Annotated in this window: 22 protein-coding genes; 14 read left to right on the plus strand and 8 right to left on the minus strand. The window is 65.8% G+C overall.

Annotated features, from left to right (window positions below; translation table 11 throughout):
• Window positions 1-55 precede the first annotated feature (55 nt).
• Window positions 56-991 carry a LysR family transcriptional regulator gene (locus J2S45_RS03000; RefSeq protein ID WP_270974849.1) on the plus strand — a complete coding sequence of 312 codons (936 nt, stop codon included), beginning with the start codon at window positions 56-58 and terminating at the stop codon, window positions 989-991.
• A 43-nt stretch (window positions 992-1,034) separates the two neighbouring features.
• Here the strand turns inward: J2S45_RS03000 and J2S45_RS03005 are convergent, their stop codons facing one another.
• The 6 genes from J2S45_RS03005 to J2S45_RS03030 form a co-directional block, all read right to left on the minus strand.
• Entirely contained in the window at window positions 1,035-2,216 is a 1,182-nt protein-coding gene (locus J2S45_RS03005) for a M20 metallopeptidase family protein (RefSeq protein ID WP_307634494.1), read from the minus strand.
• Window positions 2,217-2,246: 30 nt separating this feature from the next.
• Window positions 2,247-3,782, minus strand: coding sequence for an AbgT family transporter (locus tag J2S45_RS03010; protein ID WP_307634495.1), 1,536 nt, complete (start codon window positions 3,780-3,782; stop codon window positions 2,247-2,249).
• 122 nt (window positions 3,783-3,904) lie between these two features.
• Window positions 3,905-4,735: an energy-coupling factor transporter transmembrane component T family protein gene (locus J2S45_RS03015; RefSeq protein ID WP_307634496.1), complete on the minus strand. Its 831-nt coding sequence runs from the start codon at window positions 4,733-4,735 to the stop codon at window positions 3,905-3,907.
• On the minus strand, window positions 4,728-6,521 hold the full coding sequence (locus tag J2S45_RS03020) for an ABC transporter ATP-binding protein (protein WP_307634497.1): 1,794 nt from the start codon (window positions 6,519-6,521) through the stop codon (window positions 4,728-4,730). The genes J2S45_RS03015 and J2S45_RS03020 overlap by 8 nt, the downstream gene beginning before the upstream one ends.
• Before the next feature lie 4 nt (window positions 6,522-6,525).
• Complete coding sequence (locus J2S45_RS03025; RefSeq protein ID WP_307634498.1) at window positions 6,526-7,083, minus strand: ECF-type riboflavin transporter substrate-binding protein; 558 nt, start codon at window positions 7,081-7,083, stop codon at window positions 6,526-6,528.
• A 51-nt stretch (window positions 7,084-7,134) separates the two neighbouring features.
• Window positions 7,135-7,971: an SAM hydrolase/SAM-dependent halogenase family protein gene (locus tag J2S45_RS03030; protein WP_300047564.1), complete on the minus strand. Its 837-nt coding sequence runs from the start codon at window positions 7,969-7,971 to the stop codon at window positions 7,135-7,137.
• Window positions 7,972-8,334: 363 nt separating this feature from the next.
• Here J2S45_RS03030 and rplM point away from each other — a divergent pair, with 363 nt between their 5' ends.
• The 3 genes from rplM (at window position 8,335) to glmM (ending at window position 10,778) form a co-directional block, all read left to right on the plus strand.
• A complete protein-coding gene (rplM, locus tag J2S45_RS03035) occupies window positions 8,335-8,775 on the plus strand; it encodes a 50S ribosomal protein L13 (protein ID WP_270974841.1) in 441 nt (146 codons plus the stop codon).
• A 21-nt stretch (window positions 8,776-8,796) separates the two neighbouring features.
• Complete coding sequence (gene rpsI / locus J2S45_RS03040; protein ID WP_307634499.1) at window positions 8,797-9,279, plus strand: 30S ribosomal protein S9; 483 nt, start codon at window positions 8,797-8,799, stop codon at window positions 9,277-9,279.
• Between the two features lie 170 nt (window positions 9,280-9,449).
• Window positions 9,450-10,778: a phosphoglucosamine mutase gene (gene glmM / locus J2S45_RS03045; RefSeq protein ID WP_307634500.1), complete on the plus strand. Its 1,329-nt coding sequence runs from the start codon at window positions 9,450-9,452 to the stop codon at window positions 10,776-10,778.
• Between the two features lie 83 nt (window positions 10,779-10,861).
• Here glmM and coaA read toward each other — a convergent pair whose 3' ends face one another.
• The gene (coaA, locus tag J2S45_RS03050; RefSeq protein ID WP_270974839.1) at window positions 10,862-11,797 is read right to left on the minus strand and encodes a type I pantothenate kinase; all 936 of its coding nucleotides are present in this window, start codon (window positions 11,795-11,797) and stop codon (window positions 10,862-10,864) included.
• 128 nt (window positions 11,798-11,925) lie between these two features.
• Between coaA and glmS the strand changes: the two genes are divergently transcribed.
• The 10 genes from glmS (at window position 11,926) to J2S45_RS03100 (ending at window position 22,677) form a co-directional block, all read left to right on the plus strand.
• Entirely contained in the window at window positions 11,926-13,776 is a 1,851-nt protein-coding gene (glmS, locus tag J2S45_RS03055; protein WP_307634501.1) for a glutamine--fructose-6-phosphate transaminase (isomerizing), read from the plus strand.
• A gap of 136 nt (window positions 13,777-13,912) precedes the next feature.
• Complete coding sequence (locus J2S45_RS03060) at window positions 13,913-15,397, plus strand: bifunctional ADP-dependent NAD(P)H-hydrate dehydratase/NAD(P)H-hydrate epimerase (RefSeq protein WP_307634502.1); 1,485 nt, start codon at window positions 13,913-13,915, stop codon at window positions 15,395-15,397.
• A complete protein-coding gene (alr, locus tag J2S45_RS03065) occupies window positions 15,390-16,490 on the plus strand; it encodes an alanine racemase (protein WP_307634503.1) in 1,101 nt (366 codons plus the stop codon). Before J2S45_RS03060 ends, alr begins: the two co-directional genes overlap by 8 nt.
• Window positions 16,491-16,526: 36 nt before the next feature.
• A complete protein-coding gene (tsaE, locus tag J2S45_RS03070; RefSeq protein WP_307634504.1) occupies window positions 16,527-17,033 on the plus strand; it encodes a tRNA (adenosine(37)-N6)-threonylcarbamoyltransferase complex ATPase subunit type 1 TsaE in 507 nt (168 codons plus the stop codon).
• A 5-nt stretch (window positions 17,034-17,038) separates the two neighbouring features.
• On the plus strand, window positions 17,039-17,899 hold the full coding sequence (locus J2S45_RS03075; RefSeq protein ID WP_307634505.1) for a hypothetical protein: 861 nt from the start codon (window positions 17,039-17,041) through the stop codon (window positions 17,897-17,899).
• Window positions 17,880-18,539 (plus strand): tRNA (adenosine(37)-N6)-threonylcarbamoyltransferase complex dimerization subunit type 1 TsaB, encoded by a 660-nt coding sequence (gene tsaB, locus J2S45_RS03080; RefSeq protein WP_307634506.1) that lies wholly within the window; start codon window positions 17,880-17,882, stop codon window positions 18,537-18,539. The genes J2S45_RS03075 and tsaB overlap by 20 nt, the downstream gene beginning before the upstream one ends.
• Window positions 18,540-18,543: 4 nt before the next feature.
• Entirely contained in the window at window positions 18,544-19,056 is a 513-nt protein-coding gene (locus J2S45_RS03085) for a GNAT family N-acetyltransferase (protein WP_307634507.1), read from the plus strand.
• Window positions 19,057-19,232: 176 nt separating this feature from the next.
• Window positions 19,233-19,958, plus strand: a complete 726-nt coding sequence (locus tag J2S45_RS03090; RefSeq protein ID WP_296931188.1) for a succinate dehydrogenase cytochrome b subunit — start codon at window positions 19,233-19,235, stop codon at window positions 19,956-19,958.
• Between the two features lie 14 nt (window positions 19,959-19,972).
• Entirely contained in the window at window positions 19,973-21,937 is a 1,965-nt protein-coding gene (locus tag J2S45_RS03095; RefSeq protein ID WP_296931190.1) for a fumarate reductase/succinate dehydrogenase flavoprotein subunit, read from the plus strand.
• Complete coding sequence (locus J2S45_RS03100) at window positions 21,934-22,677, plus strand: succinate dehydrogenase/fumarate reductase iron-sulfur subunit (protein WP_296931192.1); 744 nt, start codon at window positions 21,934-21,936, stop codon at window positions 22,675-22,677. The genes J2S45_RS03095 and J2S45_RS03100 overlap by 4 nt, the downstream gene beginning before the upstream one ends.
• 146 nt (window positions 22,678-22,823) lie before the next feature.
• Here J2S45_RS03100 and J2S45_RS03105 read toward each other — a convergent pair whose 3' ends face one another.
• Complete coding sequence (locus tag J2S45_RS03105) at window positions 22,824-22,928, minus strand: methionine/alanine import family NSS transporter small subunit (RefSeq protein ID WP_307634508.1); 105 nt, start codon at window positions 22,926-22,928, stop codon at window positions 22,824-22,826.
• Between the last annotated feature and the right edge of the window lie 6 nt (window positions 22,929-22,934).

Here is a 22,934-nt window from a genome sequence, read left to right on the forward strand (position 1 = left end):
CGCAAAAAGTTAATTACAATTGAAATAAACTGGAGTTGGGATTAAGTTTTACTTCATGGCAATTTCGGTACAACGTCTTGACTTTCTCTTGGCCGTCTCGAGGGAGGGCGGCATCCAGGCGGCGGCCGACGCCCTGCGAGTTTCACCCTCCGCCGTAAGCCAGCAAATCCGCAAGCTGGAGCGGGAATGCGGGTCCGAACTTCTTGTGCGCACCCACTCCGGGGCGGTGCTGACGGAGGCGGGTAAGATCGTCGTCGCCGGCGCGGAACGCATCGAAAGTGAACTCGATCGCACCGTCCGCGAGTTGCTCGAGGCCGACGGCGTGCCCACGGGAATCGTTCGCCTCGCCTCGTTCCAGACCGTCATCCGCGGCCTCGTCCTACCCAACCTCGACATCTTCGCCGAGCGGGCCCCCGGCATCGATCTTCACCTGCGTGAGTCCACCGCCGACGCCGCGCTGGCGGCCGTCCGCCGCGGCCGGGCCGATATCGCCGTGCTCGAGTACGACTCCGAGATCCCGCGCGGACCGCGCGGGGTGAATGTGGCGCCGCTCCTGCAAGAACCGTGGTACATGGTCTACCCCTCCACGTACCCCGATCCGAGCGACCCCCGCGAGCTCGCCGGCGAAACGTGGCTCGGGGTCGACCCGGACACCGCCGCCGGGATCGCCACGACGAGGCTGTCCCAACAGTGGGGGTTCACGACGTCGAGCAAGTACGTCTACGAAGACTACGACGTCGCGCTGCACATGGTCGCCACCGGACTCGGCATCGCGGTCTTGCCCAAGCTCGGGCTGGGTACGCTTCCCGACGGCGTGAAGGTGCGGATGCTGACGGGCCTCGGCACCCGCCGGCTCGTCTTATGCGTCTCCGCGGCACGCTCGCGGCAGTCCGACACCATCGATCACACGTGCAAGGTACTGCGCCAGATCGCGCTCACGCAGTGGGAACAGAGGGACATGAACGCGGCCCCAACCACCACTCAGGTGTAAGTCGGGGCCGCGTCACCGCGTCGCCGGGTGAGAGCGCGAGGCGTTAGGCCTTGGCGAGGCGTTCGCGATTCTTCACGACGTCGATGCACAGCTGCAGGGCGATCTCGAGGGCGTCCTCGTCGAAGCCGAAGCTCGGGTTGTGGTGGCCGGCGTCGAAGCCCTTCTCGGGGTTTCCGGCGCCGACGAACACGTACGTGGCCGGCGCGACGCGGGAGAACTCGGCAAAGTCCTCCCCGCCCAACATGGCCTCATCCGCGATGACCTTGCCCGGCCAATGCGACTCGGCGAGCTCACGCACGATCGCCGTGCGCGCCGGGTCGTTCCACGTCATGGGGTAGCCCACGAGGTAGTCAAGGTCGATGGCGAGGCCAGGGTTGGCCCGTTCCATGCCCGCGCACAGGTCCTCCATGACGGAGCGCACCCGGGCCTGGACCTCGTCCTTGTGCGTGCGCACGACGCCGCCAATGCGGGCCGTGGGCGGGATGACGTTGAGGGCGTCGGCGGTGCCGGCCTCCATGAAGGTGGTGGTGACGACGGCGGGCTGGCGGCCATCGACGCGGGTGGCGGCGATGGAGAGGAGCTGGTTGGCCATCGTCGTCGCTGCAATGACGGGCGAGACGGCGGACTCCGGGGTGGAGGCGTGGGCGCCCTGACCCGTGAAGGTCATCGTCCACAGGTCCGAGTTTGCCGACGCCGGCCCGTCCTTGATGTCGACGAGTCCGACGGGGACGGTGGCCCACAGGTGGAAGCCGAAAATGTAGTCGAAGTCGTTGAACTGGCCGGTGGCGACCATCTCCTTCGCGCCGCCCGGAGGGGTCTCCTCGGCGTGTTGGAAGATCCCCACGATCGTCCCGTCAAGCTCTCCTAGGTGGTCCTCCACCCACGCCATGGCGGAGAGCACGACGGACATGTGCCCGTCGTGCCCGCAGCCGTGCATGCGGTGGGGGATCTTGGAGGCGAAGTCGAGGTCGGGGCGATCCTCGTCCATGACCAGCCCGTCAATGTCCGTGCGCAGGCCGATCTTCGGCCCGGGGCGCCCGGTGTCGAACACCGCGATGAGCGATGTCGGCGTCGGGTTGGACAGTTGCGCGTGCGGGGCGCGCCGGGAGAGCACCTCGCGTAGATACCTCACGGTCTCGTGCTCCTCGAAGGAGGCCTCGGGGTGGGCGTGCAGGTGCCTGCGCCACGCGATCATGTCGTGCACATATGGTTCAGTATCACTCATTGTTATTCCTCGATAGGTTCCTATCTGACCTTAGCTGAGGTAGATCGGGCCCTCCACGCCCACCGGGAAGCCGAGCAGGTACCAGACGATCATCAGCAGGGTCCACACGATCCCGAGCGCAATAGAGTAGGGCAAGAGCGTGGCGATGAAGGTCCCCATGCCGAGCTTCTTCTGGTAGCGCTGAGCCACCGCGAGGACGAGGGCGAAGTAGGGGAACATCGGCGTGATCGGGTTCGTGATGGCGTCGCCGATGCGATAGATCATCTGGGTGAAGGCCGGGTGGTAGCCCAACACCATCATCATCGGTACGAAGATCGGGGCGAGGATGGCCCACTTGGCCGATGCCGAGCCGATGAAGATGTTGATGAAGGCCGAAATGGCGATGATGCCAATGATCAGCACCACGCCGTGTGAGCCCTGGAGGAGCTCCGCGCCCTTGATCGCCAGGATCGCGCCCATCTGGGAGGCGGTGATGTAGGAGAGCATCTGGGAGGCGAAGAAGACGATGACGATGAAGGATGCCATCTGCGCCATCGACTCGGTCATCATGCGGGTCACGTCACGCGATTCCTTGATCGTTCCGGCGATGAGGCCGTAGACCAGGCCGGGGATGAAGAAGAAGATCGCGATGAGCAGGCCGATCCCGTTCATGAGCGGGGAGGCTGTCGTCAGGGAGCCCGTCTCGGCGTTTCGCATGAAGGAGTTGCTCGGGATGCAGATGGCGACGATGACAACGACGAAGATGAGGATCGAGATGAAGGCCCAGCGGTTGGCCTTGCGCTGCCGTTCGGTCACATCCACCGGGGCGGTGTCGATGTCGGCGCCCTCTGCGGGGTTGTAGGCGCCCAGACGCGGCATCGTGACCTTGGTGGTGATCACCCACAGGACCGGTAGCAGGACGACGACGGAGGCGGCGATGAAGTACCAGTTCATGGCAACGTTGGTCTGGATCGTCGGGTCGATGAGCTCGGCGGCGGGCTGGGTGAAGCCCTGCACGAGTGCGTCAGACATGCCGAGCATGAGGTTGGCGGCGAAGCCGCCGGTAGCGGCCGCGTAGGCGAGCGCGACGCCGGCGAGCGGGTGCCACCCCATGCCGAGGAAAATCATCGCTGACAGCGGCGGGAGGACGATCGGGGCGGCGTCGCCGGCGATGTTTCCCAGCAGCCCGAGGAAGGCGATCGTCGGGATGATGAGGACCTTCGGGGCCGAGGAGGCCGCGCGATGGAGGGCAACCTGGAACCATCCCGATCGCTCGGCGACGCCGATACCCAGCATGACGATAAGGACCACGGCCAAGGGCGCGAAGGATCCGAAGGTCTTCGCGCTATCGCCGACGACGATGCGCATGCCGTCGACCGTGAGGAGGTTGACCGCCGTGAGGGTTTCGCCGGTGCCGGGGTGGACCGCAGACCAGCCCGTGAGGCCGGCGATGGCCGACAGGACGAGGACGGCCACGCAGAGGCTGAAGAAGATGATGATGGGATCGGGAAGGCGGTTTCCCGACCATTCGACGAAGTTGAGGAAGCGATCCATCAGCCCCTTTTTTGGCTTGGTCTGTGCACTCATATCGAGCCTTTCTCATCGGTGCCCGTGGTCTCGGCGTTCGCCGATTTCCTGACACTATCGGTCCAGCGCCCCGGTTCGTAATATCTGGGCGAAGCTTCTCAGGATCTGGATGGGGCCGGAGGCTACATAAACGGATTCCAGAAACGCCCGCCGTTGATCTGAACCAGTGCGATCGCGGCGGCGACGACGCCGCCGCTGAGGGCCACGACCGCCCAGTCACCCGCCAACATGTTGCGCGCAGAGATCCACGTGCGCTTTTTCTCACGCCCGAATCCGCGCAGCTCCATCGCGGCCGCGATGGACTCGATGTGGTCGAAGGTGCCGAGGAGGAGCGGAATAAGGATGCGCGAGACGTTTCGTACGCGCGTGGTCAGGGGAACCTTGCGCGAAATGTCGAGGCCGCGAGCCTGCTGGGCGAGGGATATGGTGGTGAACTCTCGTTGGATATCCGGGATAAAGCGCAGGGCGAGGGCAACGGCATAGGCGAAGCGGTAGGGGACCCCGATCTTGTTGAGCGAGGCTGCGAACTCGCTCGGCGGTGTTGTGCCCACGAAGGTGAGGACCGCGGGCAGGACCGCGAAGTATTTCAGCGTGACAAGGCTCTGGTAAAAGAGTTGCTCCTGCGTGAGATCCCATCGGCCAGGGCCGTCGACGATCATGTGGGTGGTGCCGAACAACTCCGTGCCGTACATGGGCGCAAAGAGGTAGATGAGGAGGTTGTTGAGCACCATGAAGACGAAGATGAGGGTGATGACCACCCGCATGTCGCGCAACTTGAGCCGTGCCGCCACCCACATGCCGATATTGATGGCGGCCAGCGCCACGAGCAGGCGCACGTCGAACGTCACCGCTGCCGCCACGATGAGCGCGATGACGATGAGGAGCTTCGCGGTGCCGGTGAGGCGGTGGATCGGGCTGGTGCGTTCAATGTAGCCCAGGATCGAGTTAGCCACGTGCGCCTCCGTTCACGACGCCGTCGGCCCCAGCCGCGTCCTCGGCCTCGGTCGCGGCCGCTGCGGTTTTGCTACGCCGGTCGCGGTCGACCTCGATGAACTTGCGCACGAGCGCCTCGGCGTCGAGGCCGTAACGCTCGGCGAGCGTGTAGAGCCCGGTGGTGACGAGGTCGGCTCGGGCGGTGACGTCCGGGTCGGTGAGGACCACTGAGGGTGGTGCGTCGGCGATGATCTTGCCCTCGGAGATGACGAGCGTGCGCTCGGTGTAATCGAGCGCGAGGTGCATGTCATGGGTGATGAGGATGACGGTCGTGCCAGAGTCGTTGAGCTCGGCGAGGAAGTCCATGAACTCCGTGTAATGGCGGAAATCCTGGCCGGCGGTGGGCTCGTCGAGGATGAGGATTTCCGGGCCGAGGGCGAGCATGATAGCGATCGTCACGCGCTTCTTCTGGCCGTGCGAGAGCGCTGCGACTGGCCAGGATCTAAACGGCCACAACCCGCACACCTTGAGCGCGTGGTCGGTGCGCTTGGCGATCTCCTCCTCAGACATGCCGCGGGCGCGCAAGCCCAACTCGACCTCCTCGCGGATGAACGCGCTAGAAAGCATCTGGCCCGGCTCCTGAAGAACGAAGCCCACGCGCTCACCGTGCTGGGCCAGCGACCACTGCGCCGCGTCCTGCCCGCCAATAAGAATGGTGCCGCCGGTCGGCTTGACGAATCCGGCGACCGCACGGGCCAGCGTGGACTTGCCCGCACCATTCGACCCGACGATCCCAACCATCGAGCCTTCCGTAATCGTCGTGGAGAGGTTCTCGAGCACACTCACGTCAGCGAGGTCACCGCCGCGCTCGTAAGCGACACAGACGTTCGCGACGTCTATCGCATTTGGGCGTGTCTCGGCGTGAGGCTCGTCGACGGTACTAGCCGCAAATGCCGCGAGCCGGGCGACGGCGTCGGCGGAAAGAGCGGTGCGCGCGACGTTGGAGGGGTGAATCTCAGGCGTTACGTCGATTCCGGCGTACCGTAGCGCCGTGGCGTGCAAGGGTGGGCGGATACCGTTGGCCTCGAGCAGGCCGGAGGCGACCATCGCGTCGGGCGGGAGGTCGGCCACGATTTCGCCGTCGTTCATGAGGATGATGCGGTCGACTGGGCGATGGAGCACCTCCTCCAGGCGGTGCTCGATGATGATGACGGTCGTTCCCTCGCCGTTGAGGCGGTCGATGAGCTCAATGGTGGCACGCCCGGAGGCGGGGTCGAGCATGGCGAGGGGCTCGTCGAAGAGGAGGATATCGACGTCGTCGACCAGCACGCCTGCCATCGCCACGCGCTGCTTCTGCCCGCCGGAGAGGTCCTGCGGGGCGGAGTCGAGATGCCCCTCGATACCCACGCGCGAGGCGGCCTCGAACGCGGCCGGGCCCATGAGATCTTGGGGAACCATCTGGTTCTCGAGTGAGAAGGCGATGTCCTCGGCTACGGTCAGGCCCACGAACTGCGTAGAACAGTCCTGGAGGACCGTACCGACGTGGCGTGAGACATCCACGAGGCTTGCCGACGACGGGTCAAGGCCCGCGATCGAGACCGAACCCTCGACCACGCGGCCGTCGAAATGGCTGAACGCCAAGGAATTCAGCACGTTGATGAGCGTGGACTTGCCGCACCCCGACCGCCCGACGATCGCGACTTTTTCGCCCTCCTCAATCGTCAGAGAGATCCCACGCAGGGTGGGCTCCGCCTGGCTCTTGTATTGGAAGGTCAGGTTCTTGATCTCGATGAGCGGTCGGGGCAAGGTGCTAGGCCTCCTGGCGCAGCGTACCCGAGCCGGTGCGGGTACGCGCGTAGATGACGAGGATGAGGGTGCCGAGCACGCAGGTGGTCACGGAGTTTGACGCGAAGGCGAAGGCGCCCTGCGTGAAAACCTTCGAGGAGGGCTCGGAGTAGATGAGGATGTCACCGATTGGTGCCACGGCCAGCCACGCGACGGCATGGGCCACGACGACTCCGAGGTTGAATCGGAGCAGGGTCTTCGACCCGAAGTCGCCCTCGCGCACGCGGTTACCCACGAGGAAAAGACCGATAAGCAAGCCGAAGACGAGGGTGGCGAGTTCCCACGAAAGCCAGATACCCCAGGTGGCATCGATGAGCAGGTGGCCGATGAATCCGGCCAGCGCGCCGACGACCGGGCCGTACAAGACGGCGAGGACGGCGAGCACGGCGTACTGTGGCGAGATCGTGGTGTTGGGAATCGGGGACGGGATCGCCACGAAGCGGCCCAGCACGAAGAACAGGGCGGCGCCGATGCCGATCGCCACCACCTGAACGACGGGGGAGACCTTGGTGAACTTGGACATGGGAGTATTCTCTTTCGATTGGTGCCGCGAGGGTAGTCGAGGCGGCATGCCTTATTGCTTGGAAAGCGTGATCCGCCACACCGGGCCCGTGCCGATGTTGAACGCACGGGCGTAGGAGCCGCGGTTGATGGCCACTGCCATGCGGTCGAGCGAGTTGACGTAGGCGAGGGATTCGCCGACCTCGACCGAGGCGAAGGACGGGACGTAGGTGACGTGGTTGGCGTGGACGACGCGATCGTCGTGGATGACGTGCATGCGCACGCGGTCTCCGAAGTTAAAACCGAGCCCGAGGAACTGGGTGCGCGTAATTGAGGTCCACAGCGAACCGTAGCGGACGTCGAGTGCGTCGATGGTTCCCGTGATGGAGTCTTCGCAGATGACTGGCTCGCTCACCGGAAGGAGGGTCAGCTGCGTCGGGTCAAGGGAGGGGCCAACCTCCGGGTATGAGATGATGCCGGCCGCCAGGCGGGCACCCGTATAGGCGTAGACGTCGCGGCCGTGGAAGGTGTATGAGGCCTCCGAGCCGCGCAGTCGGTTCGCGGTCTCGTCGATCTCGCGCACCTCGGTGATGCCGAAGATCGACGAAACATGGGTGAGGGTGCCGTTGTCTGGGGTCACGATGTAGTGCCCCGTGGCCGTCTTCGCCACCACGGACTTGCGCTGCGAACCCACGCCCGGATCCACCACCGAGACGAAGACTGTGCCTTCGGGCCAGTAGTCGATGGTCTGGGCCAGGCGGTAGGAGCCCTCCCAGATGTTGTAGGGCGGGATGTTGTGGGTGAGGTTGTAAATCTGCAGGGTGGAATCGCAGGAGAGGGCGACGCCGTACATCGCGGCCACCGCGCCGTCATCCAAACCGAAATCAGACTGAATAACTAGTGCTTTCACACGTGCATCGTATATGTTGAACGTCCCCCCAAGGTGAAGCCTTCCAAGGGTCGGACACCATGAACGGGTTGCGGCGAGGACCGTGTCCGCCCTCGTCCGGCAGGTGTCATGACCATGTAGAATCTCGTTCCATATCCGAGCCTGGGCGCTATCAGATTCGAGCTTTCTGTGGCGGCGTCGTTGGTGGAACTGGCCACACAGCGCCGCGCACCTTTGACGCAAATCTTGTGCGCTGATTACAATAAAAAGTCGTTGTGCCCTGATGCTTTTCCCACTCGTCTCGGCACGGCGGCGAAACTGACCATTTGGCACGTAGCGGCAAAGCCATCCGCTAGCCAAACATGAGTAGAAAAGGCTACGCAAGTGCGCACTTTTACACCGAAGCCCGGTGACATCGAGAAGAAGTGGTACGTCATTGACGCCACCGATGTCGTCCTTGGCCGACTGGCAGCCCAGGTTGCCCCCTTGCTCCGTGGGAAGCATAAGCCGACTTTTGCTCCGCACGTTGACACGGGTGACTTCGTCATCGTCATCAATGCTGACAAGGTCGCTCTGACCGGTATGAAGCATACGCAGAAGATGGCTTACCGCCACTCCGGTTTCCCGGGTGGGCTGAAGGCCACCTCGTACGCAGAGCTTCTCGAGGAGAATCCTGAGCGCGCCATCTACAAGGCCGTTGCCGGCATGCTCCCCAAGGGCACCCTCGGACGTCAGCAGCTGAGCAAGCTCAAGATCTACCGTGGCGCTGAGCACCCGCATTCCGCTCAGAAGCCCGAGGTCTACGAGCTCAAGGCTGCCAAGTAACCACTTTACTTAAGGAGAACCGTGGCACAGACCACCGAAACTGAAGAGCTCGAGGAGCTGAGCTCGTACACTACCGAGACTGCCGAGGAGCAGACCGGCCAGGGCACCTCCCTGACCGCGCCCGGCGCCGGTCTCGGCCGCCGCAAGGAAGCAGTCGCCCGCGTCCGCCTCGTCCCTGGCACCGGCCAGTGGACCATCAACGGCCGCACGCTGGAGGACTACTTCCCGAACAAGCTGCACCAGCAGCTCGTCAACGATCCGTTCACCCTGCTTGACCTCAAGGGTCGCTTCGACGTCATCGCCCGCATCCGTGGCGGCGGCACGAGCGGCCAGGCCGGCGCGCTGCGCCTTGGAATCTCGCGCGCGCTGAACGAGATCGACCGTGAGGCAAACCGTCCGGCTCTGAAGAAGGCCGGCTTCCTCACCCGCGACGCCCGCGCCGTCGAGCGCAAGAAGGCCGGCCTGAAGAAGGCACGCAAGGCCTCGCAGTTCTCGAAGCGTTAATCGCACCCTTTGTATTGGCCCCGCCCGCGCCGGTTCCCCGGCACGGGCGGGGCCAACCTATTCGTCGGACAAGCAGGCTATCTCACGAAAGTAGGATGCTACCTTCGCCGGCGCTGGCGGGGCGCGTGCGATAATTAGTGGCACATACGCCCATGGTAAAGGAGTAACTCGTGGCTCGTTTGTTTGGTACCGACGGTGTGCGCGGTCTTGCTAATCGTGAGATCACGCCTGAATTCGCGCTACAGCTCGGTCAGGCCGCAGCGCGCGTACTGGCCGAGGAGGCCGAGGGGCGCCCCAAGGCGATCATCGGGCGCGACACGCGCCAGTCCTCCGCGATGCTTTCTCACGCCGTGGGTGCCGGCCTGGCCTCGGCGGGCGTGGATGTGGAGCACGTGCGCGAGATCCCGACCCCGGGCATCGCCTACCTGACCGCGGCCCGCAACTACGACCTGGGCGTGATGATCTCCGCCTCCCACAACCCGATGCCGGACAACGGGATCAAGTTCATCAATGCCAACGGCTTCAAGCTCGACGACGCGATCGAGGATCGCATCGAGGCCACCCTGTCCTCCGACTGGGAGCGGCCGGTAGGGGCCGAGGTAGGCATGATCGACGAATCGGCTGCGGTCTCGGATCGCGTCTACATGGACCACCTCGTCGCCGCGGGGGCAGACCTGACGGGTCTTTCCATCGTCCTCGACTGCGCGAACGGCGCGGCCTCCCGCGTGGCACCGAAGGTATTCCAGGAGCTGGGCGCCGACGTCGTCGTCATTAACGCCAGCCCGGACGGGCGCAACATCAACCGCAACGCCGGCTCCACCCACCCCTACCGGCTTCAGCAGATGGTTAAGGCCGCCGACGCCGACATGGGATTCGCCTTCGACGGCGACGCCGACCGCTGCATTGCGGTGGACACGAACGGCAAGCTCGTCAACGGCGATGAGATCATGGGCCTGCTCGCGCAGTCCATGAAGGATCGGGGTGAGCTGGCGGGTAACACACTGGTCATCACCGTCATGTCGAACCTGGGGCTTCGCCTCGCGCTGGATGAGAAGGGCATCGACTACGTGATCACGGGCGTGGGAGACCGCTACGTGCTGGAGAACATGCTCGCCAACGGCTTTGTGCTCGGCGGCGAGCAGTCGGGCCACGTCATCAGCCTCAACCACGCCACCACCGGCGACGGCACGCTGACCGCGGTCCTCGTCGCCTCCGAGGTGGCGCGCCGGCAGGAGGCGCTACACAACGCGGTGAGCTGGGTGCATGAGCTGCCTCAGCGCCTCATCAACGTGCCCAACGTGGACAAGACCCGCACGGACGAGATCGCCTCCGAGGTGGCCGCCGCGGAGGCCGAGCTGGGCCAGACCGGCCGAGTCCTGCTGCGCGCGTCGGGTACGGAACCGCTCGTGCGCGTCATGGTGGAGGCCCAGACGCAGGAGCAGACCGACCGGGTGGCCGAGAACCTCGCGGCCGTCGTCGCCTCGCGCCTCGCGCTCTAACCGCTCAACGTGGGCGCCCCGGGGAATTCCTCCGGGGCGCCCACCCGCATGCTCCGCCGTCCAGGCCCGCGGCCGGGACGGCGCTAGATCTTGCGAAGATGGATCGCCTCGATGCGGTGGTCGCGACCCTTGGTGAGGGTGACCGTGGCGCGCGAGCGCGTGGGCGCGATGTTCTCGCGCAGGTTGGGCAGGTTGATGGAGGCCCAGATCTGGTGCGCGGTCGCGCTCGCCTCCTCGTCGGTGAGGTTGGCGTATGAGCGGAAGTAGGAATCCTTGTGTGAAAAGGCCGTGGAGCGTAGCGAACGGAACCGGGAGACGTACCACTCCTCGAGGTCGGACTCGGCCGCGTCGAGGTAGATGGAGAAGTCGAAATAGTCGGAGACGGCCAGCTGCTGGCTGGCGTCGGTGCGCGCGGGCTGGAGCACGTTCAGGCCCTCGACGATGAGGATGTCGGGCTTGTTGACCACGATCTTCTCCCCCTCGACGATGTCGTAGACGATGTGGTCGTAGACGGGCACCTCGATCTCGGCCGCGCCGGACTTAACGCGCTGGAGAAAGTCGAGCAGCGCGCGCCGATCGTAAGACTCGGGGAAGCCCTTGCGCCCCATGATTCCCCGCTCGGTGAGCACCGAGTTGGGGTAGAGGAAACCGTCGGTGGGCACGAGCGCGACGTTGGGGGTGTAGGGCCAGCGCGAGAGCAACTCGCGCAGGAGGCGTGCCGCGGTCGACTTGCCGACTGCGACCGAGCCCGCAATCCCCACAATCCAGGGCGTTCGCTCGGCCTGGCGCCCAAAGAAGGCGTTGGTTTCCTTCAGGAGGCGGCCGGAATAGGTGGCGTAGGTCTGCATGAGGGCGGACAGTGGCCGATAGATCGCGTCCGCCTCGGTCAGGTCGATGGGGTCGCCGAGGGAGGAGATCCGGTCGAGGTCATGCTGGGTGAGGGGCAGCGGCGCTTTGTCCGCGAGCTCCGCCCACTCGTCGTGGGTGAAGGAGACGTACGGGGAGAGGAGATCAGTCATTCCTCAAGTCTGCCTTGGCCGGGCACTTTTCGCACGCCGCGGGTGATCAACGACGCCGTCACGCCGCGCGCCCTTTTCCTCGCCCGATATCTTTTCGCGACACTTTTCTACAGTGTATGTTTTTCTACATGTGTGGAATCGTTGGATATATCGGACCCGAGAGGTCTTCCCGTACACCGATCGAGGCAGTCCTTGAGGGCTTGACCCGACTCGAATACCGTGGCTACGACTCGGCTGGCATAGCGCTGGTGGGAGATGGCATCACCACGGTGAAGAAGGCTGGCCGCGTGGCCAACCTCAAACACGAGCTTGAGGAACGGGGGATTCCCGAGGCGGTTTCCGCCATCGGCCACACCCGCTGGGCAACCCATGGCGCTCCTTCCGACGCGAACGCCCACCCCCACGTGTCGCCCGATGGAACCATTGCCATCGTTCATAACGGCATCATTGAGAACCACAGCGCGCTACGCGCCGAACTGATCGCCGCCGGCGAGGTCTTCACCTCCGAGACCGACTCGGAGATCATCGCCCACCTTCTTGCCCCGCTCATGGCCGAACACGGTGACCTCACCACCGCCATGCGGGAGGTCGTCGCCCGGCTGGACGGCTCGTTCGCGATCGTCGCCGTGGCGCAGGCCCAGCCGGACCGCCTGGTGGCTGCCCGACGCAACTCCCCGCTCGTCGTCGGCATCGGGGAGGGCGAGAACTTCCTCGGCTCGGACGTGGCCGCGTTTGTTGGCCGCACGCGCACGGCGCTCGCGATCGGCCAGGACCAGATCGTGAGCGTGTGGGCGGACAAGGTGGAGGTCACGGACTTCCTCGGCGCGCCCGTGGAGAACGAGACCTACGAGGTGGATTGGAACGTAGAGACCGCCGTGACCGGCGGCTACGCCACCTTCATGGAGAAGGAGATCCACGAACAGCCGTCCGCGGTGGAGGAGACCCTGCGCGGTCGCCTCCAGGGCGGCCACCTCACCCTCGACGAGCTGCGCATCCCGGAGTCTCAGCTGCGCGCGATCGACAAGATCATCGTGGTGGCCTGTGGCACGGCGGCGTACGCGGGCCACGTGGCCAAGTACGCCATCGAGCATTGGTGCCGCATCCCGGTGGAGGTCGAGCTCGCTCACGAGTTCCGCTATCGCGACCCGGTGGTCAACTCCAAAACCCTTGTCATCGCGATCTCGCAGTCGGGGGAGACGATGGATACTCTGATGGCGATCCGCCACGCGGCAGAGCAGGGTTCGCGCGTGCTCTCGATCGTCAACACCTATGGCTCGACCATCGCGCGCGAGTCCGACGCCGTCCTCTACACTCACGCCGGCCCGGAGATTGCGGTGGCCTCGACGAAGGCATTCACCGCACAGATCGCGGCCTGCTACCTGCTCGGCCTTTATCTGGCCGAGCTACGCGGCAACAAGTTCGCCGACGAAGTGGCCTCCTACCTCGACCAGCTGACCGCGATGCCGGCCCGCATGGAGAAGGTTCTCGAGCAGGAGGCGGAGATTAAGAAGCTGGTCCTCGAGCTCAAGGACGTGACCTCGGTTCTCTTCCTCGGCCGCCACGTTGGCTTCCCGGTGGCCCTGGAGGGGGCGCTCAAACTCAAGGAGCTGGCCTACATTCATGCTGAGGGCTTCGCCGCCGGCGAGCTCAAGCACGGCCCGATCGCGCTCCTGGACGAGGGCCTGCCGGTCTTCATTATCGTCCCCACCCCGCGCCGTGAGGTGCTCCACGCGAAGGTGATCTCCAACCTCCAGGAGGTTCAGGCGCGCGGCGCCCGCCCGATCGTCATTGCCCAGGAAGGCGATTCCTCGGTGGACGACATGGAATATGTCTTCCGCGTCCCCGCAGACACCCCGACCCTCATGATGCCGCTGGTCTGCGTTATCCCGTTGCAGATCTTCGCGTGCGAGTTGGCGCGTCAGAAGGGCTTCGACGTCGACAAGCCGAGGAACCTGGCCAAGTCGGTGACTGTCGAGTAGGCACCGGCCCAGGCGCAACACAAGATGCGGCCAGCGGTTTCCAAGGTGCGGGGCGCGTTCGGGATTCCGGGCGCGCCCCCTGGCGTGTCCGCCCGGCCAAGCACCGGCGTAAGGTAGGTAAGGAGAAGGGGGAGCGATGTACCGAGCTTACGAGGCGAAGGCCGTGCGCGCGGCGGAAGAGCTGCTGCTTGCTGCCCGCGAGCCCCTCATGGAGCATGCTGCCTACGCCCTGGCCACCCGCGTCGCCTCGCTGAGGGCGCCGGGGCGGCGCGTGCTTGCGCTCGTGGGCAAGGGAAAGAATGGCGGGGACGCGCTCTTCGCCGCCTCCTACCTCGCCCGCCGGGGCATCTTCGTCACGGCTGCTTTCGCCGGCGACGTTCACGCCGCCGGCCTGTCCGCCGCCAGCCGCGCCGGGGTGCGCATCGTCGAGATCGACCCCGACGACGTGACCACCCTGCTCGGCATCGCACGCGATTGTGGCATCTGGATCGACGGCCTCCTCGGCATTGGCGCCACCGGCGGCGCCCGTGAACCCTACGCCACCTGGATCCGCTCCCTGGCGGCCGAGCGCGAGGCGATGGTGGTCGAGCCCGTCGTCGTGGCGGTGGATGTGCCCTCGGGCATCGGGGTCGACGACGCCGACCTGCCCGGACCCGTCCTGCCCGCCGACCTGACCCTCTCCATGGGGTGCCTCAAGCCCGCCCACCTCCTGCCGCCCGCGCGCTACGCGTGCGGGCACGTCGAGGTGGTCGAGCTCGGGCTGGGCCCACACCTCGGCGAGCCAGCGGTGCGCGAGCTGAGCGACGCCGACGTGGCCGGGCTGTGGCGCGTTCCCGGCCGGGAGGATCACAAGTATCGGCGCGGCGTCGTCGGGCTGCTCACCGGCTCCCGAGACTACCCCGGCGCAGGCGTGCTGAGCGCCGCCGGCGCGCTGGGCGGCGGGCCCGGTATGGTGCGCTACCTCGGCACCAGTCCCGACGTCGTGTCCGCCCACCCGGAGGTCGTACCCGGCCCGGGGCGCGTGCAGTCCTGGGTGATGGGATCCGGGCTGATCGATCTCGCCCCCGCGCAGGAGGCCCTGACACAGGCGCTGGCAGAAGATCTGCCCGTTGTGCTCGACGCCGGGGCGATCTGTCTCGCCTACGGGCGCACGCTTTCCTCACGCGTGGTGCTCACCCCGCATGCCGGGGAGCTGGCCGCGCTGCTGGCCGCCGTCTCCTGCCGAAACTGGGACCGGGCGCGCGTGGAGGCTCAGCCCGTGCGTGCGGCACGCGAGGCCGCCGAGCTCACCGGGGCCACCGTGTTGGCCAAGTTCGCCACGTCCATCATCGCCGCGCCTGACGCACTCTTCGTCGAGGGCGGCGGGCCCGGCTGGACCGGCACGGCCGGGTCCGGCGACGTCCTGGCCGGCCTGACCGGCACGATTCTGGCTACTCACGCCGATGACCTTGCGCGCTGCCCCGAACGGACCGTGCTCTACGCGGCCGCCGCCGCCCACGTCCACGCCCGCGCCGCCGCGCGTGCCGCGGACGTATTCACCGGCCAGATTGGCCACCCCATCACCGCCACGGATATCGCCCGCGCGCTCCCGCTCACGATCGGATCGATGCTCAATGACTGAATTCCCCTCCCGCGCACTCATCTCGCGCGCTGCCTTCGCCCACAACCTCGAACGCGTGCGCGCCGCGACCTCGGCGGAGGTCATGGCGATCGTCAAGGGCAACGCCTACGGTCATGGCCTGAAGCGCATCTCTCGCTGGGCATGGGAGGAGGGCGTGCGCTGGTTCGGCGTGGCCCAGCTCGCCGAGGCGCTCGAACTGCGCGGATACCTGCCCGAGGCGCGGATCCTCACCTGGATCTACACCCCCGCCGATGACCTCGCCGAAGCGCTTGACGCCGGCCTCGACCTCTCGGTCGGCTCACTGTGGGCCCTCGAGAAGCTGGCGGGTGCGCGCCACGCCCGCGCCCACATCAAGGTCGACACGGGCATGGCCCGCGGCGGGCTCAGCCTGGCCGAGCTCGAAGCCCACGCCGGGCGCATCGCGAGCCTCGAGCGTGAGGGGCGTATCGACGTCGTCGGACTGTGGTCGCACCTGGCGTGCGCGGACGAACCTGCCAACCCGGAGACGGCCCGGCAGATCGAGCGATTCGAGCGGGCGCGTCAGATCCTGCACGAGGCCGGTGTGGTTGCGCAGCGCCTACACCTGTCCGCCTCGGCCGGCACGCTGTGGCACCCGGCCGCACACTACGACATGGTCCGTCCCGGCATCGCGCTCTACGGGCTCAGCCCGAACCCGGCCGTCGCCACAGCCGCGAAGCTGGGACTTCGGGCCGTCATGCAGCTGGAGGCCGAGGTCATGACGGTGCGCGACGTCCCGGCGGGCACCGGCGTCTCCTACAATCACAGCTACGTCACTGACGAGGGCGCCCACCTCGGCGTCGTGCCGCTCGGATACGCGGACGGCATCCCGCGCATGGCGTCCAACATGGCGTCCGTCACGGTGGCCGGGCGGGAATGCCCGATCCGCGGCAAGGTGTGCATGGATCAGTTCATCGTGGAGGGCGAGTTGTCCCCGGGGGATGTGGCCGTCCTGTTCGGGGACGCGGCCACCGGCGTCGCCACCGCCGACGACTGGGCGGGCCTGACTTCCACCATCGGCTACGAGATCGTCACCCGTATCGGATCCCACGTCCCCCGCGTAGACGCCCCCTAGGCGCCACCACGTAGAATGTGGGGAGAAAGGACAGCTATGAAGCTTCACGTTCCCACTGTTGACGACATCCACCGCGTCGGGCGCGCCATCGGCGCCCACGCCCAGCCGGGCGATCTCGTCATGCTCAACGGCCCGCTCGGCGCCGGCAAGACGACGCTGACGCAGGGGATCGCGGAAGGGCTCGGGGTCACCGACGCCGTCTCCTCACCCACGTTCGTCATCGCCCAGATCCACCCGGGCCGTTTCGACCTCGTCCACGTGGACGCCTACCGGCTCGCCTCCATGGAGGAACTCGACGCCCTCGACCTGGACGCCTCGCTCGACGAGTCGCTGACCGTGGTCGAGTGGGGAAGTGGCAAGGTGGAGACGCTCGCCGGCTCCCGCCTCGAGATCGACATCGCGCGTCCCACCGGCGCGGACGTGGCGGCGGGTGAGCTGGGCAGCGACGAGCCACGCACCCTGACCTTCCGGCCCTACGGTGAGCGTGCCGGCGAACTCGCGCAGGCCGTGGCGGTCGAGGTCGCGGACTTGGCGGTGAGCTAGTAGACATGCGCCGGCTTCTGCTCCTCCTCGCGCTCGCGCTCCCCTTCGCGCCCGCGGTGGCCACGCCGTCCGACACGAAAGACGTCCCCGAGGTCGTCACCGCCTGGTTTAACGACAAGGCGCTTGCCACCGTTCGTTCCCACGCCGCCGAGGCCTTCCCGCACGCGAGCGCCGACGAGGTGGCCGCGATGAGGGTGGGCGCGCCGCAGAAGACGGCGGTCTTCGCCGATCAGGCCTCCGTGTCCAACGCGATCGCAACCTCGGACCGCTGGATTGCGCCGATCATGAGCGGTTCAGACGCCGTGGGCGCCGTGTCGGTCAACTTCGCCTCCGGGGTCGCCGGGGGCGAGATCGTGCGCGGCGATGAGCGGTTGGGCGCCTCCATCGCGCGTGACGAGCCGGACGTGACCTTCGTGTGGGATCCGCGGTTGAGCGCGTGGTTCGCCATGCGCGAGTCCACCATCGAACCCGCCGATTCCGCGGGGGCCTCCGTCATCCTCGGCGCGGTTCCGCTGACCGACTTCCTCGCCCAGCGCGAGCGTATCCTCACCAGCTCCACGCCAGTGCCCGATCCGCCGTCGACCACCCCGGTAGTTCCGATCGACTCGGGGCGCAATCTGCCGGTGGTCATCCTGGCAGTGCTCGTGGTGCTCGGCTTGCTCGTCGGCTCGCTCGTCTGGCTTCGGTCCGAGCAGATCGAGGGGGAGAAGGAGCAAGAGCCTCCCAGTGAGGACCCGGCGCTGGTCCACAAACGGCTGACGGGCATCGGCGAAACGAAGATGCGTTTCCGCGATTCGGCCAAGAAGATTAACGTGTATAAGTCACCGAAGAAGAAGGACGAAACCCGTGCACTTTCTGACGATTGATTCATCGACCGGCATCGAGGTCGGTGTGTGCCGTTGCGAGCTGGGCGAGTACCGCGACATCGCCGTTGCCGCTTCCGCCTCGACCCGCGAGCACGCGGAGAAGCTTACGCCTCTGATCCAGGGCGCGCTTAGCGAGGCCGGCATCGAGCGGCCCGACGCGATCGTGGTGGGCACGGGCCCGGGCGCCTTCACCGGCTTGCGCGCCGGCCTCGTCACCGCCCGCACCCTTGCCCGTGCATGGGACGTCCCGCTGTATGGCGTGTCCACCCTGGAGATCCTCGGTCTTGCCGCCGCTGACGAGGGCGGCCAGGAGATCGTCCCGATTGTCGATGCCCGGCGCAAGGAGGTCTACGCGATGCGGGTGCGCCCCATGGGCGGCGACGACGTTGCCGTTATCGAGGCACCCGAGGTCCTCAAGCCCGCCGATTTGGCTGAGCAGCTGCGCCGTGAGCCAGCGGTCCTCGCCGCGATGTCGGCCGATCTGTACCCCGAGCTGGGCGAGCGCCTCGTGGTGGCGCCGCGTCCGTCTGTCATGGCCCGCATCGCCCAGTCGCGCCTTGCCCGGATCGAGGCGGGGGAGGAGCTCGCCCTCGGCACTGAGCCTCTCTACCTGCGCCGCCCCGACATCCACCGGGGCTAGCGCGGTGGACACGCCTGCCGGGCTCAGGCTCGTGCGCCCATCGGCGTCGTGGTGGCCCAAGGCATCCGCCTTCGACGTGGAGAATTTCGGCCCGGATGCCTGGCCCGCCTCCGTGTGGGAGGGCGAGCTTGCCGCCCCCGGACGCACCTACCTTGCCCTCGTCACCGATGTCCTTGGAGCGGGAACGCTGGTCGGGCTCGGTGGCATCTCCCACGGTCCCGATGCCGAGGTTCTCACGATCGCCGTCGCCTCCCACATGCGCGGGCGTGGACTGGGGGCCTTCCTCCTCGACCGGTTGCTCGAGGTTGCGCGCGCTCACGGCGCCGACGCCGTCTTTCTTGAGGTGCGCGCCCACGACGCCGTGGCTCGCCGCCTGTACGAACGTGCCGGATTCTATTGCGTAGGCTTGCGCAAACGCTACTATTCCGACGACGACGCGCTGATCATGCGCCGAGACGAGGTGGGTGGCGATGAAGGAGAAGGCTTGGCGCCGCAAGGGAAAATGGACATCGATTAACGCACTCGGATTGTCACGAAAATGGGTCTGCCGGACCAGGGAGGGCAAAAGTCGAGGTTTAGCCATGGTTGGCGCGGAAAACCGCCGGCAAAAGGGTGTGCGCCGCAGCTGAGGGGGCGGCGAATCTAGGCCGTTTGAACGATATCTAGGGCTCAATATTTGATAAGTTCAAGAGCGTGGCTACTTCAACTGTTGATTCTGTGAAGGGCCGTCGCACGACCGTCGCACTTAAGATCGCGATGGCGGTGACCGGCCTTCTTTTTGTCCTCTTCCTCCTCATGCACATGTACGGAAATCTCAAGATGTTCCTTGGGCCTGAGGCATACGACGGCTATGCGCACTGGATGCGCACGGTCCTCTACCCGCTCCTCCCGCATGAGGGCTCGCTGTGGGTCATGCGCGTTGTGCTGGCCGCGTCGATCATCATCCACGTCTGGGCGGCGCTGACGCTGTGGAATCGCGCTGGCAAGGCTCGCGGTCAGGCGTACAAGGTCAACACGGGTAAGAAGATCACCGCCATCCACTCGTACACAGGTTCGCTCATGCGCTGGGGAGGCATCGCGCTGGCCTTCTTCATCGTCTTCCACCTCCTGCAGTTCACCACCCTGCATGTCAACGCTGTGGGCGGAACCCGCGCGGACTATGTGGCGCTTGGCCCGTACTACCGCATGCTCGGTTCGTTCCAGCCGGAGAACTGGTGGGTCTATGTCATCTACCTCATCGCGATCGCGGCGCTGTCTTTCCACATCCACCACGGCGTGTGGTCGGCGCTGGCCACCCTCGGTCTGTCGCGCTCCACCCGTGAAAAGGCGTACAAGGTTATCGCCGACGTGGTCGCCATTGCGATCTTTGTTGGCTTCATGACCACGCCGACCGCGATCCTCTTCGGCATCATTTCTTAAAAGGAGGAGGAAAAATGAACCTCATTCAGGGCCTCTACCGCGAAGGCGACGCAATCGCGGATACCAAGGCTCCTTCCGGCCCGCTCGCCGAGCGCTGGGAGAAGCGTAAGTTCACGGCGCGTCTGGTCAACCCGGCCAACCGTCGTAAGCTCAACATCATCATGGTGGGCACGGGCCTCGCTGGCGGTGCTGGAGCCGCCTCGCTCGGAGAGATGGGCTACAACGTCAAGGCCTTCTTCTACCAGGACTCGGCACGCCGCGCGCATTCGATCGCCGCGCAGGGCGGCATTAACGCCGCGAAGGACTACAAGAACGACAACGACTCGACCTTCCGTCTGTTCTACGACACGATCAAGGGCGGCGATTTTCGCGCCCGCGAGTCGAACGTCTACCGCCTGGCGGAGGTCTCGGCCAACATCATCGACCAGTGTGTGGCGCAGGGTGTCCCGTTCGCCCGCGAGTACGGTGGCCTGCTTGACAACCGCTCCTTCGGCGGCGTTCAGGTTTCCCGCACGTTCTACGCGCGCGGCCAGACGGGCCAGCAGCTCCTCATTGGCGCCTACCAGGCGCTCATGCGGCAGGTGAAGGCCGGCACGGTCAAGACGTACAACCGCCACGAGATGGTTGAGCTTATCGTCATTGATGGCCGCGCCCGCGGCATCATCGCCCGCGACATGGTCACCGGCGAAATCGAGACCCACCTGGCCGACGCCGTCGTCCTCGCCACCGGCGGATACGGCAACGTGTTCTTCCTGTCGACCAACGCGATGGGCTGCAACGGCACGGCGATCTGGCGCGCTCACCGCAAGGGCGCCTACTTCGGCAACCCCTGCTACACGCAGATCCACCCCACCTGCATCCCGCAGCACGGCGAGTCCCAGTCGAAGCTGACCCTCATGTCGGAGTCGCTTCGAAACGACGGGCGCATCTGGGTTCCCAAGAAGGCGGAGGACTGCAAGAAGGATCCACGCGACATCCCCGAGGAGGATCGCGACTACTACCTCGAGCGCATCTACCCGTCCTTCGGTAACCTGGTGCCGCGTGACATCGCTTCCCGCCAGGCGAAGAACATGTGCGACGAGGGCCGCGGAGTCGGCCCGGAGATCGGTGGGGTCGCCCGTGGTGTCTACCTTGACTTCGCCGAGGCAATCGAGCGCATGGGCAAGGATGCGGTTTCCGCCAAGTACGGCAACCTGTTCGACATGTACCAGCAGATCACGGACGAGAACCCCTACGAGGTTCCGATGCGTATCTACCCGGCCGTCCACTACACGATGGGTGGCCTCTGGGTCGACTACGACTTGATGTCCACGATCCCCGGCCTGTACGTGGCCGGCGAGGCGAACTTCTCCGACCACGGCGCCAACCGCCTGGGCGCATCCGCGCTCATGCAGGGCCTGGCGGACGGTTACTTCGTCCTGCCGAACACGATCAATGATTACCTGGCTGACGGCCCGTTCGAGAAGGTGGACGAGAACCATCCGGCCGTCGTCGAGGCCCGCAAGAACGTGGAGGAGCGCGTCGCGTTCTTCACGACGAACGCGGGCAACAGGTCGGTTGACTCCTACCACAAGGAGCTCGGCCACATCATGTGGGAGTACTGCGGAATGGAGCGCAACGCCGAGGGCCTGAAGAAGGCGATCGGCATGATCCGCGAGCTTCGCGCAGACTTCTGGAAGAATGTCCGCGTGCCGGGCAAGGCGGCAGAGCTCAACCAGTCGCTGGAGAAGGCCGGCCGCGTGGCCGACTTCCTTGAGCTTGGCGAGCTCATGTGCATCGACGCCCTGCATCGTGAGGAATCCTGCGGCGGCCACTTCCGCTCCGAATCCCAGACCGAAGAAGGCGAGGCGTTGCGTCACGACGACAAGTACGCCTACGTCGCCGCCTGGGAGTGGACGGGCGAAGGGAACGCCCCGATTCTCCACAAGGAGGACCTCAACTACGAATTCGTCGAGATGAAGCAGCGGAGCTACAAGTGAAGATTAACCTTGAATTTTGGCGTCAGAATGGGCCGTCAGACGCGGGCCATTTCGACACGCACACGATCAACGACGTTGACGAGACGGCCTCCTTCCTGGAGATGCTCGATCAGCTTAACGAGGAGTTGTTTGCCGAGGGTAAGGAACCCGTGGCTTTCGACTCCGACTGCCGTGAGGGAATCTGCGGCCAGTGCGGCCTCGTTATCAACGGTGATCCGCACGGCCCGAAGGTGACCACCACCTGCCAGCTCCACATGCGCACGTTCAAGGACGGCGACACGATCACGATCGAGCCGTGGCGCTCGACCGCCTTCCCCGTCCTTAAGGACCTCGTGGTCGACCGCTCCGCGCTCGACCGCATTGTCCAGGCTGGCGGCTACATTTCGGTCAACACGGGTGCGGCCCCGGACGCGCATTCGGTGCCGGTCCCGAAGGAGAACGCGGACCGCGCGTTCGAGGCGGCGGCCTGCATCGGCTGCGGCGCCTGCGTGGCGGCCTGCCCGAACGGCTCGGCCATGCTGTTCACTTCCGCGAAGGTCATGCACCTCGGTCTGCTGCCGCAGGGCCAGCCCGAGCGTTACGACCGCGTGGTGAAGATGCTTTCCCAGCACGACGCCGAGGGCTTCGGCGGCTGCACGAACGTCGGTGCCTGCCACGAGGCGTGCCCGAAGGAAGTGCCGCTCGAACTGATCTCGCTTCTCAACCGCGAGCTCATGAGGGCTCAGGTGCACGGCCGGTAATTGAGTTCAGCCACACGGAGGGTGCCTCCCCATCGCGGGGAGGCACCCTCCGTCTCATGATCGTTGCCAGTGGGCGTGCGCGAACGCGACGGGGCTGTTGTGAGCGAGGAGCCCGCTCACAACAGCCCCGCCAGGTTGCGTCGTCGTTACTTGTCGCGGTTGGCCCGCACGTGGTGGACGATCGCGAGGACAAGGCCGCCCCACACGGTGGCGAGGGCGACGATCATCATTGCGATAGCTGAGGTACCCATGGGTGT

The organism is Trueperella abortisuis (assembly GCF_030811095.1).
Taxonomy (GTDB): domain Bacteria; phylum Actinomycetota; class Actinomycetes; order Actinomycetales; family Actinomycetaceae; genus Trueperella; species Trueperella abortisuis.